Raw genomic sequence first — 13,074 nt, 5'->3', positions numbered from 1 at the left:
ACATAATGTTTATAAATTAATCAATAAATGGTACTTAATTATTAAATTAAAAATGCTCAAGAGGTGAATTTTTTATTATTGTGACTGTTAATCGAATATTTCTATGTTTTTTATAAATAGCAAATAAATGTAAGTCGGTAGTAGTTTGTTGAAATTATTTTAGCTATACTCCCTGAATTGATATAGGGGGTTATTTGTTTTGGTTAATATGTCGATAAAAGATCAGATTGAAGATGTTTTACACAATATATTTGGTTATAAATCATTTAGAAATCAACAAAAAGAAATTATTGAATCAATTATCGATGGACGAGATACATTAACAATTATTCCAACTGGTGGCGGAAAATCGTTATGCTATCAAATTCCAGCGGTACTATTGCCAAGCACTGCGTTAATTATTTCTCCTTTAATCTCATTAATGAAAGATCAGGTTGATCAACTGCTTGCTAATGGTATTCCCGCGGCGCTTCTTAATGCTACCCAGTCCTTGGCAGAACAGCAAGAGGTAGTTGAAAGATATTTAAATCACTCGATAAAATTACTATATATCTCTCCTGAAAGGCTTGCCGTAGGTTCATTTATATCAATGATTCAAAGCCATCCTCCTTCACTTATCGCGATTGATGAAGCTCACTGCATATCACAATGGGGGCATGATTTCAGACCTGATTATCGACAACTAGGGCAGTTGTCCTCTCGATTTCCGAACGTTCCGATTGTTGCGTTAACCGCCACCGCCGATAAGATGACACAAACCGATATCATTCACCAACTTCAATTGGTCGATCCTTTGGTTGTTGTTCGTAGTTTTGATCGTCCCAACATTCGATATACAGTTGTTGAAAAATTTAATTTAACAGAACAAGTGGTCTCTTTTATTGAAACGCAAAAAGGGAATAGTGGGATAATTTACTGTTCTAGCCGTTCCAAAGTTGAAGATATGACGACTCGACTTGCCAGTCGTGGATTTTCTGTTATGGCTTATCATGCAGGGCTTTCTTACAGTGAGCGTCAAAAAGCGCAGGAAGCGTTTTTAAAAGATAATGTGCAAATCATTGTCGCGACCGTAGCATTTGGTATGGGTATTAATAAACCTAATGTTAGATTTGTGGTACATGCTGATTGCCCTAGAACTATTGAAGCCTATTATCAAGAAACGGGCAGAGCGGGGCGAGATGGCGTGCCAGCAGAAGCAATCTTGTTGTTTAATAAAAATGATTTGAATTGGTATCATCAACAAATCGCTGAAAAAGCGGACGGGGTACACAAAGAGATTGAACAACATAAAATTGATGCTATGGAATCATTTGCACAAAGTTTAACTTGTCGTCGTATTGTATTGCTTAACTATTTTGGCGAGAAACGAACTGAGCCTTGTAATAATTGTGATATTTGTCTTTATCCACCCGAAAAATATGATGGTTTAGTTGATGCACAAAAAGTTTTATCTTGTATTTATCGAGTAGAACAGCGTTATGGTGCACAATACATTGTTAATGTTTTACGAGGTTCTGCTCGATCTCAAATTAAAGAGAATGGTCATGATAAATTGTCTGTTTATGGTATTGGTAAAGAGCAATCTAGTAATTATTGGCTAAGTGTGATTCGACAGCTAATTCATTTAGGTTATTTGATTCAAAATATTTCAACTTCTTCAAGTTTGCCAACCTTACAATTAACTCAAGAAGCTAGAAAAATACTTAGAGGTGAAATTCCATTATCGCTAGCCAAACCTCGCCTTGAAATTGTTAAGAAAAGCCGCCTAAATCGTTATGCTCGATCAATAAATATGACAGCGATGTTATCCTTTGAAGAGCGTATGTTATTCAATAATCTGAAACGATTACGTAAAGATATTGCTGATAGTGAAGATGTACCACCTTATATTATTTTTAGCGATGCAACATTATTAGAAATGGTGCAAACAACGCCAGCAAGTAAAAAAGAGCTAATTAATGTTACGGGAGTTGGAAAAATTAAATTAGAAAAATATGGCAATCTATTTTTAGAGGAAATTAAAGATTTTATAGTAAAGAATATATAACTTCATGAATAATTAGGCCATAATAACGATTATTGAAAAAAATATAGTAAATAAAAATAGTAAAAATGGAGTTTTTATGTCACCAATGAATGACATGCCACAAATGTTGGCATTAGTGCTGTTACTGGTTATTCTTTATCTTGGCGATATCGTTTCGATCCGTACCAAAGCATGGGTTCCGTCTGTATTTATCTGCGCTGTTCTTTTTTTATTAGGATATTGGACATTCTTTCCTACCGATATTGTGGCACGAGCAGGAGTACCAACAGTCGTTGCGGTTATGTTTATGTATTTACTCATTGTTAACATGGGTACTCTTTTATCTATTAAAGAATTATTATTGCAATGGAAAACCATCTTAATTTCTCTTGCAGGAATTGTTGGTATTATTATTGTGGCTATCATAGTTGGGTATCTGCTCTTCGATTTTAATACGGTAGTGGTTGCTATTCCTCCTTTAGTGGGTGGTATTGTTTCGGCAATTATTATGGCTAATGGGGCAAAAGACGCGGGATTGCCTGATTTGGCTGTTTTTGCCATTATTATTTATGTGATGCAAGGATTTATTGGTTATCCACTTACTTCTATCATGCTAAAGCGCGAAGGGCGAAAAGTTTTAAAGCAATATCATGCAGGCACTTGGCATGTAAGTAATGACCCTAAATCCTCCATTGATAAACAACAAGCAATATCGTCTGATGAAAATCCAATGCCAAGTTTGTTTGCAAAAATTCCCTCTAGCTATAATTCATCGTATTTCATTTTTTTACGTATTGCTATCATCGGTTTTTTAGCTTACTTTGTTTCAGAAGTTTTAAAACCAATAGTTAGTGTAAGTCCATTTGTATTATGTTTGTTATTTGGTGTAATTGCTGCATCATTTGGTTTTTTAGAACGCCATCCATTAAAAAAAGCAGGTGGATTTGGAATAACGGTGATGGGGTTAATGTTATTTATTTTTGATACATTAAGTCGAGCAACACCCGAAATGCTTATGCGTTTGCTAACGCCTCTAGTCATCTTTATTTTATCTGCAGTTGTCGGTATGTTTATTTTTTCGATTATTGTTGGCAAAATATTAAAAGTGAGTAAAGAACTGGCTTTTTCAATTGCACTTACAGCGTTGTATGGTTTTCCTGCCGATTACATAATCACTAATGAAGTCATTAATAATTTAACTAAAGATCCAAAAGAGAAAGAAATACTAACCAGTCATATGTTACCGCCAATGTTGATTGGAGGATTTATATCGGTGACTATCGTTTCAGTTGTATTAGCAGGAATAATGGTGAATATGATAGTAGGCCCTGCATCAGCAGTGCAATAATTAATTATAAAATCCAAAAAAAATTTGATAATCACCTTTATTAGCATTATCAATAGCAATTAATGGAAATTAACAGTATTTATTTAATGATAGCTCAACAATGGCTAGTGTTATAAAAGTAGAACAAATTGAAATATTAAAGGTAGTGAAATGACGAATCCAAACATAAAAAAATTGATACAACAAAATATTGATGAGATGGTCGCTTTTCGTCGCGATCTTCATCGTCATCCTGAATTACCGTGGGAAGAGTTTAGAACCACAGATAGAATTGCTCAGGAGCTTGATAAAATAGGAATTACCTATCGACGTACGGAACCTACAGGGATTATTGCTGAAATTCAAGGAGGCAAGCCAGGTAAAAGAATTTTATTAAGAGCTGATATTGATGCGTTACCCGTACAAGAACTGAGTGAAAACATTGATTATAAATCAACGATTGACGGTAAAATGCACGCTTGCGGTCACGATACCCATGCTTCTATGTTACTGACAGCGGCAAAAGCGCTTTATGAGATTCGCGATCAACTAAAAGGTAATGTAAGACTTGTTTTTCAACCCGCTGAAGAGGTTGCTCAAGGTGCCAAAGGCATGATTAAACAAGGTGTGCTTGATGGTGTAGATAGTGCATTTGGTATGCATATTTGGTCACAAATGCCAGTTGGTAAAATATCTTGTGTAGTCGGTTCGAGTTTTGCTTCTGCTGATTTGTTAACTGTGCGTTTTAAAGGAAGAGGTGGTCATGGTTCTATGCCACATGATACCGTTGATGCAGTAATGGTTGCTTCCGCATTTGTTATGAATGTCCAATCCATTGTGTCGCGCGAAGTATCACCACTTGATCCCGCTGTTGTGACAATTGGCCGTATGGATGTTGGTACACGCTTTAATGTTATTGCCGAAAACGCGGTATTAGATGGAACAGTGCGTTGTTTTAACGTTGCCGTGCGTGACAAAATTGAATCGGCAATCCGACGTTATGCTAATCAAGTTGCTGCAATGTACCGCGCAACAGCCGAAGTTGAATATATCTATGGCACTTTGCCAGTAATCAATGATAAAGAAAGCGCATTACTAGCACAAAAAGTAATTGTCGAATCATTTGGTGAAAAGGCATTATACTTTGAAGCACCAACAACAGGTGGTGAGGATTTTAGTTACTATACAGAAAATATACCAGGTGCTTTTGCTTTAGTTGGTTCGGGTAATCCAGATAAAGATACTCAATGGCCACATCATCATGGTTGTTTTAACGTGGATGAAGATGGAATGGCATTAGGCGCTGAATTCTATGCACAATATACTTGGGCTTATTTAAATCAAAATTAAATTTTGTAAAAAAGTTTCAGGTTAAGCATACGTTTATGTAGAAAGATGCTGTCTAATATTAGGTCGGTTATTGTCTGGTTGCAGACTAACTTAGGACTTTATGCTATGATAAAAACCAATTTCATTAGTAATAAGCAATGGTGATTATGAGTTATCAAGTTCTAGCACGTAAATGGCGGCCTAAATCATTTTCTGAAGTGGTTGGTCAACAGCATGTTTTAAAAATTTTATCTAACGCGCTATCTCTAGGACGAGTTCATCATGCTTATCTGTTTTCGGGTACTCGAGGCGTTGGAAAAACATCTATTGCTCGTCTATTAGCAAAAGGCTTAAACTGCGAAACAGGTATAACCGCCACACCTTGCGGTGAATGTGATAATTGCCGTGATATTGAGTTAGGGCGCTTTGTTGATCTGCTTGAAATTGATGCTGCTTCTAGAACTAAAGTAGAAGATACAAGAGAGATCTTGGATAACATTCAATATCTTCCTACTAAGGGGCGTTTTAAAGTCTATCTAATTGACGAAGTGCATATGCTATCACGCAGTAGTTTTAACGCACTACTTAAAACATTAGAAGAGCCACCAGAACATGTCAAATTTTTGTTAGCTACGACTGATCCTCAAAAATTACCTATTACTATATTGTCGCGCTGCTTGCATTTACACTTAAATGTTCTTGATACGTCGCTCATTGGTGAGCAACTTACTCATATTTTAAAATTGGAGCAGATTAAAAACGATCCAAAAGCGATATCGTTATTGGCTAAAGCGGCTAATGGCAGTATGCGTGATGCATTAAGTTTAACTGACCAAGCCATCGCACTTGGTAATGGCGAAGTTGATACAGCATCAGTGACGTTGATGTTAGGTACTCTTGATAAATCCATCCCTTTTTCACTGATCGAAGCACTGTACCATAATGAGGGTAATGCCTTAATGCAGCAAATTGATATGGCAGCAGCACAAGGTGCAGATTGGGATAATTTATTAGCAGAAAGTATTGCACTTTTACATCAAATTGCTTTGTTGCAAGTTGTACCAACCGCATTAGGCGATTATACCGATCAAGAAGAACGAATTCGTTTTCTAGCAAAATATATGGCGCCAAATGATGTGCAGTTATATTATCAAATCCTATTGATGGGTAGAAAAGATTTGACGTATGCTCCAGATAAAAAAATAGGTACTGAAATGAGTTTTTTACGTGCTTTAGCTTTCATGCCTAAAAATAATGATACAACTATAGCACCTAAACCAAGTATTAAACCACAGGTTGAGCCATCAATTGTTGCTGAACCTAAGTCACACATACAATCAGCTCAGTTTTTATCAAAAAAAAAGAGCAATCCAGAATCGGAATCTAACTTAACTTCGAATCAAAATAGCAACATACCTGTTGATTCTCAACCTGTACCGATTGCTCAATCAAGTGTTCAAGATCTATCTATTCCTGATGATGCATCCTCTGTTACAAAAAATATATTAGAAATGCGGATGCAGTTAATCAAAGGAGAACAAAAAGCAAAAAAGTCTAAACCTAAAGTTGAGCCTTTAGAGCCAAAATTAGAGGTAATTCATTCACAATTACCTCATGCTAAAAATATTACTCAACTCGCTGATAATAAACAAATAGATTTCAAAAATAATGATGAAGATAAGAGTGACAACGAGACAGAAGAAGTCATTACGGCTGAAAATTATCAGTGGCAAGCTTGCGGTTATGTTGAGACTAAAGATGATTTAATTATTGACACTAAAACTTTTCGGGAATCGCTCAACGGTGATAAAACACCTGAAATGACAAAAAAATTAATTGAGGAAATGGCAGAGAAAGATGCGTGGTGTTTTGAAATAGAACAGTTGGATTTATCGCCACTTATCAAACAAATTGTCAGTAATTCGTTCATTGAACAGGCGGATGAAAATAATATCATTTTGCATACGCGATCTACGGTAAAACATCTGATCAACTCATCAAGTAATGTTACTAAAGTTGAAAAAGCGATAGCTAATCATCGTCAACGAGCATTAAATGTTAAGATCATTGTTGATGATAATAAGGATAATAAAACGCCTCTAGAAATGCGTGAAGATCTTTATCAACAAAAGCTTGCACAAGCTAAGATGACCATAAATGAAGATCCAAAAGTATCGATGATCTGTCAATATTTTGAAGCGAAGATTGATGAGGCGAGCATTCGTCCTGTATAATTATGGGCTAAATTTTTTAATGAGGAATAAATATGTTTTCAGGTGGAAAAGGTGGTTTGGGCAATTTAATGAAGCAAGCTCAACAAATGCAAGCAAAAATGCAACAAGCACAAGAAGAGATTGCCAAATTAGAGGTGACTGGTGAATCAGGCGCTGGTTTAGTTAAAGTAACAATAAATGGTTCACATAACTGTAAACGTGTTGAAATTGATCCCTCTTTAGTTACGGAAGATGATAAAGAGATGTTGGAAGATCTAATTGCTGCTGCCTACAATGATGCGACTCGTCGTTTAGATGACGCACAAAAAGAGCGAATGGCACAAGTAACTGGCGGTATGCAGTTACCACCGGGCTTTAAGATGCCGTTTTAATTGATTTTATTATATTAATCTAATCTAATTTTTTTGCCGATTATTAAACAGTAATCGGCGAATTTCTTTCAGCTATTGCCTGTCTATTTATACAGTTTTTCTTTATTAATTTTTTTCTATCAGGTAAACTAACGACCAATTACTTTCAAATTAATTGCTACTCTTGTTCGTCAAATAAAAATTAATGATTAAATAATGAATATTTTATTTTCAAGAGCCGTCAATTATTTCAACCAACAGTAAATTACTAAGGATAAATTGTGATAGGTCGTCTACGTGGAACCATTATTGAAAAGCAACCACCTAAAGTTCTTATTGAAGTGGGTGGCGTCGGCTATGAGGTTTTTATGCCGATGACCTGTTTTTATGAACTTCCTGACAATGGGCAAGAAGTCATTGTATTAACCCATTTTGCGGTGCGGGAAGATGCACAAATATTATATGGCTTTAATCAAGAACAAGAACGAGAATTGTTTCGTGAACTGATTAAGGTCAATGGTGTAGGCCCTAAATTAGCGTTGGCAATTTTGTCTGGAATGTCTGCACAACAATTTATTAGTGCCGTTGAGCAGGGTGAAATTAAAACTTTAGTTAAATTACCAGGTGTTGGCACTAAAACAGCAGAACGTTTGATTGTGGAAATGAAAGATCGCCTTAAACGTTTTGCTGAGCAGCTTTCACCGATAAGTACAGTTATAGAAGCCAGCAGCGTTAAAAAATCATCTAACCAAATAGAAAGCGAAGCTGTATCAGCACTCATCGCATTAGGTTATAAACCACAAGAAGCCAGTCGAATTATTAATAAAGTTATATTACCTGATATGGATTGTGAAACGCTTATTCGCGAAGCATTAAAATCAGCATTATAAATAGGGATTTACTATGATTGAAGCGGATCGCTTGATTGCACCTCAAGCCAAAAAGGAAGAAGAATCACTGGATCGTGCTATTCGTCCTAAAAGTTTGGACGAATATATTGGGCAAGCACAAGTACGTGAACAGATGAAAATTTTTATTCAAGCTGCCAAGCAACGTAGCGATGCACTTGATCATGTGTTAATTTTTGGTCCGCCTGGACTAGGTAAAACAACTTTAGCTAATATTGTTGCTAACGAAATGAACGTTAATTTACGTACCACTTCCGGCCCTGTATTAGAAAAGGCTGGTGATTTAGCTGCAATGTTAACCAATTTAGAGCCTAACGATGTGCTATTTATTGATGAAATCCATCGCCTTTCACCTGTAGTAGAAGAAATTTTATATCCAGCTATGGAAGACTATCAGCTTGATATTATGATAGGGGAAGGTCCCGCAGCACGTTCAATTAAAATCGATTTGCCTCCATTTACACTTATTGGTGCAACAACGCGAGCGGGTTCGTTAACCTCGCCATTACGTGATCGTTTTGGTATTGTGCAACGCCTTGAGTTTTATCGGGTTGAGGATTTGGAATATATTGTTAGTCGTAGTGCTAAATTTTTAGGTATGGACTTATCTGATGAGGGTGCTCATTTAATTGCCAAACGTTCACGCGGAACGCCTCGAATTGCTAATCGTTTATTGCGTCGCGTGCGTGATTATGCTGATGTAAAATCAAAAGGTGTGATTGATCAAAAAATTGCGTCCCAAGCACTTGATATGTTAGATGTAGATAACGAAGGTTTTGATTATATGGACCGTAAATTATTACTCACCATTATTGAAAAGTTTATGGGTGGGCCTGTAGGTCTTGATAACATTGCAGCTGCCATAGGTGAGGAGCGTGAAACCATCGAAGATGTGCTCGAACCGTTTTTGATTCAACAAGGTTATATTCAAAGAACGCCAAGGGGTCGAATTGCAACACCACATGCTTATCGACATTTTGGTATTATTCAAGATGAGTGATTACTTTTTTAAAAAAGTAAAAAAGATATACAAAAGCGCGACTCAAACTTGGTCGCGCTTTTCGTTTCGAGATTTGGTTTAACCAAGTTCTTTTTCAGTAAAAATACCACTAAATAAATCCGTACTAAGATAACGCTCACCAGATGACGGTAAAATTACCACAATGGTTTTATTGGCATTTTCAGGTAATTTTGCTAAACGATCAGCTGCATAAACGGCTGCACCGGATGATATACCTGCTAAGATACCTTCTTTTTCCATTAATTCTCGCGCAGTTTCAATGGATTGTTCATTTGTGACCTTTTCAACTATATCAATCAAGCTTAAGTCTAAATTTTCTGGAATAAACCCAGCGCCAATACCTTGAATTTTGTGTGGTCCTGGTTTAATTGGCTCACCCGCTAGGGCTTGGCTAATAACTGGAGATGTAGCCGGTTCAACAGCTACGGCTGTTATGTTTTTGCCTTGAGTCTTTTTAATATACCGAACTGTACCTGTAAAAGTACCACCAGTACCTACACCAGCAATAAAAATATCTACTTGGCCATCCGTATCGTTCCAAATTTCTGGTCCAGTGGTTTTTTCGTGAATTTCTGGGTTGGCTGGATTACTAAATTGTTGCAGCATGATGTTTTTTTGAGGATTACTTGCAACAATCTCTTCGGCTTTTTCAATTGCGCCTTTCATGCCTTTTGCCGCTTCAGTCAAAATTAGATTAGCACCTAAAGCTTTAAGTAATTTTCGACGTTCTATACTCATGCTTTCTGGCATGGTTAAGGTTAGTTTATAACCTCGTGCTGCAGCGACTGCTGCAAGAGCAATACCTGTATTACCACTAGTAGGTTCGATTAATTCAACATCCGATGTTAATAACCCGCGTTTTTCTGCATCCCAAATCATATTTGATGCAATACGACATTTAACACTAAAACTAGGATTGCGAGATTCCACTTTGGCTAAAATATTACCGTTACCAAAATGTTTTAAACGAACTAGAGGCGTGTGACCGATGGTTTGTGAATTATCATCAAATATTTTACTCATTAAATAATCCTTATAAATAACTTTAAAGGGAATAGCGTTTTAATAATCGCTGACGATAACAATATTATAAAGGTAACTTAAAAAGATGATACTAAATAATAATTATAACAATATTCGTTTTTGATATAAGAAAGATGTAATTTTATTGATAACTAAAAATGTGTTCATAAAATAGTACACAATTGAAGTTAATATAATTTGATATCATCCCAGTATAAAAATTCAGAATTATTTGATAAATTAATGATTTTTAATGAAGCAAAACGATAAAACAAGTACTGTTAGGTTGGTAGTAAATAAGTTTTTATTTATGGATGTTATTTAAGGAAATCGAATGTTTGAATCAAAATATGCTGTGCCAAGAAATATTGATAAGCTTATTTCTAAATTAAAAATTACAACAGATTCTCAGAATTCTTATATTAAATTTTTAAAGAAATATAATGTCATTGCTTTTGATGAGGATGTGTTTGATTATTCCATTGACTGTCAAGGTGAATCACTTCCGCTTGAAGTAATGTTCGGATTCTCTAAGAAACGAGATCGGGAAGATGTAATTGCTAATAACTGGATGTATTTAGATAGAATCCCTAAACGGTCCATTGCTATAGCATCTTTAAATTTCGGAGATTTACTTTGTTTGTATCCAAATGGCAAAGTTTATCATTGGGATCATGAAGTAAATGATCTATATTTTGATATGACAGTCAGAAATGGTTATTTAGAGCAGAATCTAGATTTAAAGCTTGTCGCTAATTCCTTTGATGAATTTCTAACAAAAATTATTAAAACCGAAATCGAAGATTATGATCCTAATGTTCCTTATTCTGATGATTATATAGATTTTTTGATGAACGATTCTAAATACTTTTTTATGTTTTCGAAAAAAATAATTCAGGTGTGTTTAAAAAAATTAGAACTTTCTGAAAAAGGACGTGAGTTGATAGCGAAATTTAAAAGAGAAGGGCTTGTAAGGTAAAAAAGGGATAATTTATCAAAAAGGAGCATCCAAATGATAGATTTTAATGCAGATATAATAAGCTACAAATCTTTGGGTAATATTGAGATTGGTCATGATGTGGAATTTTATGCAGACGAATTATATGAAAATTTTGATGTTGAAGAAAGAACGTGGGAAAAACCATGTTCTTCAAATGAAGTTGGATACGAACTTAAATATATATATTCCTTGAATAATGGAACGATAACTATTTCTACAAATTCTAATGGTCGAATTGAAGACTTATGGTGTAATCAAAATTATAAAGGAAAATATAGAAATAAATATAAAAATGAATTATATGCTGGCATTACAATGGGAGAACTGCTTAATTTAACAAAAAAACAGCTTATTTTTTGGGGTGAACTTATTCTTGATGACGACTATGGTATGGCTATTACACTTCCTTCTCCATGGGATGAACTAGATGACTATTTTAAAGATATTCCATCGGATTTAACGCTAAATGAGATTTATGTTGGTAATCGTGATTGTTATCGGACAGTATATAAAAAAAGGAGAAAAAAAAGATCAAAAATGTGGAAAGCAAGACGAGGTAGATAATAAAGCCGATATAATAAGCCCTAAATTTATATGAAACATTTATGTTTTATGTAAATTTAAGTTTTATTATATTGAATTATATAAATTTTATTGTAATCATATAAACTTGTTAAGTACCCAGATTTCCATCGAGATAGATGTTGAAAACTGTATTAAAAAGAGCAGATATAAGCAAATAACTTAATTCAATCTAGGCTATCGTTTTCCATTTCTAATTCAATTTTTTTTATTGCTTGTTCACAGCGATAGATTCGATTATCTAATGTAGCAACTTTAATATGATCAATTGACTCTGATGAAAATTCAAATTCATATTTCATATCTTGTAATCGCCTTAGATAATCCAAATGTCTTGAGTGTTTTTCTGCAAGTGTTTCTTGAATTAAATAGTCTGTTGGCTGCTTACGTAAATGTCCAGTAGCAATCTCACGGGTTAAAGCGGTGATTTGATCAATAAGCTTTTCCGACAAAAATTCTATTTGCTCCAATTTTTGTGATAGAGCAGCATCACAAAGGGCTTGATAAGTCTGGTTTATTTTATCAAGATAGAATTGTTTATTGGATTCGATTTTGCTTGTGTTAAACAAATGTTCATCAAAATAATGTTCTTGAAAAGGTTGTTGATCTATTAAATTGATCTCTTGTTCAAGTGCATTTATTTGATTTTTTAATTTTTCTAAAAATTTTTGCATGAATAAATCTTCATTATTGGTTAGATGCATCATCATCTTGTCCAAAATAATTACCTAAATGAATTTTAGATAAGTTTATAAGTTGCATAAATGATTCAAAAGTTAATTTTTCATTTGAGTTTGCGTTAAGATCTAATACTTTATTTTCGATGAGTTGTAATTTGATTCGGTTATAGCAATCCACTAAATTAAGGGGTAAAGGTGATTGTGAACGTCGACCCAACCAAAATATACCTTGTAATGGTAAGCTCAAGGCAAACAAAATAGTTAAGATTGTTACTGCAAGCTGCGCAGGCATATAATATTGCCATACAATCAGACCGACAATGATTGGTGGCAAATATTTTATTATGGTTTTTATGTGGTTAATGATTTTTAATTCAGGAAATGAATGCATCAATTGCTGATCAGTCGGACAAAGCTTCATATATCTTTGTCCAGCCTTAAATGTATTAACTAAATTCATCTTGTTGGGATTCCTCGACATTCACTTCTTATTGTCTTAAAATAATGTCATTCAAATTGGGGGCTCTCTCTATTTTATCTCAAAAAGCAAGATATCAGAAGTCACCTTAATGTAGTCACATCGATTTTTAAATC

At 34.7% G+C, this 13,074-nt stretch carries 12 protein-coding genes; 9 read left to right on the top strand and 3 right to left on the bottom strand.

What is annotated here, in order from left to right; all coding sequences use genetic code 11:
• Positions 1-208 precede the first annotated feature (208 nt).
• From recQ to ruvB, 7 genes are all read left to right on the top strand, one after another.
• Positions 209-2,047 carry a DNA helicase RecQ gene (gene recQ / locus GAPWK_RS08150; RefSeq protein WP_038517394.1) on the top strand — a complete coding sequence of 613 codons (1,839 nt, stop codon included), beginning with the start codon at positions 209-211 and terminating at the stop codon, positions 2,045-2,047.
• A gap of 94 nt (positions 2,048-2,141) precedes the next feature.
• Positions 2,142-3,374, top strand: coding sequence for a hypothetical protein (locus GAPWK_RS08145; RefSeq protein WP_025315744.1), 1,233 nt, complete (start codon positions 2,142-2,144; stop codon positions 3,372-3,374).
• A gap of 150 nt (positions 3,375-3,524) precedes the next feature.
• A complete protein-coding gene (locus GAPWK_RS08140; protein WP_025315743.1) occupies positions 3,525-4,703 on the top strand; it encodes a M20 family metallopeptidase in 1,179 nt (392 codons plus the stop codon).
• Between the two features lie 146 nt (positions 4,704-4,849).
• Positions 4,850-6,916, top strand: coding sequence for a DNA polymerase III subunit gamma/tau (gene dnaX / locus GAPWK_RS08135; protein ID WP_025315742.1), 2,067 nt, complete (start codon positions 4,850-4,852; stop codon positions 6,914-6,916).
• A 32-nt stretch (positions 6,917-6,948) separates the two neighbouring features.
• Complete coding sequence (locus GAPWK_RS08130) at positions 6,949-7,287, top strand: YbaB/EbfC family nucleoid-associated protein (protein WP_025315741.1); 339 nt, start codon at positions 6,949-6,951, stop codon at positions 7,285-7,287.
• Positions 7,288-7,547: 260 nt separating this feature from the next.
• Positions 7,548-8,156, top strand: a complete 609-nt coding sequence (ruvA, locus tag GAPWK_RS08125) for a Holliday junction branch migration protein RuvA (RefSeq protein WP_025315740.1) — start codon at positions 7,548-7,550, stop codon at positions 8,154-8,156.
• A 13-nt stretch (positions 8,157-8,169) separates the two neighbouring features.
• Entirely contained in the window at positions 8,170-9,174 is a 1,005-nt protein-coding gene (gene ruvB / locus GAPWK_RS08120; protein ID WP_025315739.1) for a Holliday junction branch migration DNA helicase RuvB, read from the top strand.
• A gap of 78 nt (positions 9,175-9,252) precedes the next feature.
• Here ruvB and cysK read toward each other — a convergent pair whose 3' ends face one another.
• On the bottom strand, positions 9,253-10,218 hold the full coding sequence (cysK, locus tag GAPWK_RS08115) for a cysteine synthase A (protein WP_025315738.1): 966 nt from the start codon (positions 10,216-10,218) through the stop codon (positions 9,253-9,255).
• 334 nt (positions 10,219-10,552) lie between these two features.
• Here cysK and GAPWK_RS08110 point away from each other — a divergent pair, with 334 nt between their 5' ends.
• Complete coding sequence (locus tag GAPWK_RS08110) at positions 10,553-11,197, top strand: SMI1/KNR4 family protein (protein WP_025315737.1); 645 nt, start codon at positions 10,553-10,555, stop codon at positions 11,195-11,197.
• Between the two features lie 33 nt (positions 11,198-11,230).
• Positions 11,231-11,782 carry a hypothetical protein gene (locus tag GAPWK_RS08105; RefSeq protein ID WP_025315736.1) on the top strand — a complete coding sequence of 184 codons (552 nt, stop codon included), beginning with the start codon at positions 11,231-11,233 and terminating at the stop codon, positions 11,780-11,782.
• Between the two features lie 185 nt (positions 11,783-11,967).
• Here the strand turns inward: GAPWK_RS08105 and priC are convergent, their stop codons facing one another.
• Together priC and yfbV are read right to left on the bottom strand one after the other, a co-directional pair.
• Positions 11,968-12,474: a primosomal replication protein PriC gene (gene priC / locus GAPWK_RS08100; RefSeq protein WP_158413591.1), complete on the bottom strand. Its 507-nt coding sequence runs from the start codon at positions 12,472-12,474 to the stop codon at positions 11,968-11,970.
• 13 nt (positions 12,475-12,487) lie between these two features.
• Complete coding sequence (yfbV, locus tag GAPWK_RS08095; RefSeq protein WP_025315734.1) at positions 12,488-12,940, bottom strand: terminus macrodomain insulation protein YfbV; 453 nt, start codon at positions 12,938-12,940, stop codon at positions 12,488-12,490.
• Between the last annotated feature and the right edge of the window lie 134 nt (positions 12,941-13,074).

The organism is Gilliamella apicola, assembly GCF_000599985.1.
Lineage (GTDB): Bacteria > Pseudomonadota > Gammaproteobacteria > Enterobacterales > Orbaceae > Gilliamella > Gilliamella apicola.
This window is presented reverse-complemented; position numbering and strand designations above follow the sequence as displayed.

Excerpts from the sequence above, each read along its gene's own strand:
- recQ (WP_038517394.1), top strand. The coding sequence starts at position 209 with ATGTCGATAAAAGATCAGATTGAAGATGTTTTACACAATATATTTGGT.
- GAPWK_RS08145 (WP_025315744.1), top strand. The coding sequence starts at position 2,142 with ATGCCACAAATGTTGGCATTAGTGCTGTTACTGGTTATTCTTTATCTT.
- GAPWK_RS08140 (WP_025315743.1), top strand. The coding sequence starts at position 3,525 with ATGACGAATCCAAACATAAAAAAATTGATACAACAAAATATTGATGAG.
- dnaX (WP_025315742.1), top strand. The coding sequence starts at position 4,850 with ATGAGTTATCAAGTTCTAGCACGTAAATGGCGGCCTAAATCATTTTCT.
- GAPWK_RS08130 (WP_025315741.1), top strand. The coding sequence starts at position 6,949 with ATGTTTTCAGGTGGAAAAGGTGGTTTGGGCAATTTAATGAAGCAAGCT.
- ruvB (WP_025315739.1), top strand. The coding sequence starts at position 8,170 with ATGATTGAAGCGGATCGCTTGATTGCACCTCAAGCCAAAAAGGAAGAA.
- cysK (WP_025315738.1), bottom strand. The coding sequence starts at position 10,218 with ATGAGTAAAATATTTGATGATAATTCACAAACCATCGGTCACACGCCT.
- GAPWK_RS08110 (WP_025315737.1), top strand. The coding sequence starts at position 10,553 with ATGTTTGAATCAAAATATGCTGTGCCAAGAAATATTGATAAGCTTATT.
- GAPWK_RS08105 (WP_025315736.1), top strand. The coding sequence starts at position 11,231 with ATGATAGATTTTAATGCAGATATAATAAGCTACAAATCTTTGGGTAAT.
- priC (WP_158413591.1), bottom strand. The coding sequence starts at position 12,474 with ATGCAAAAATTTTTAGAAAAATTAAAAAATCAAATAAATGCACTTGAA.
- yfbV (WP_025315734.1), bottom strand. The coding sequence starts at position 12,940 with ATGAATTTAGTTAATACATTTAAGGCTGGACAAAGATATATGAAGCTT.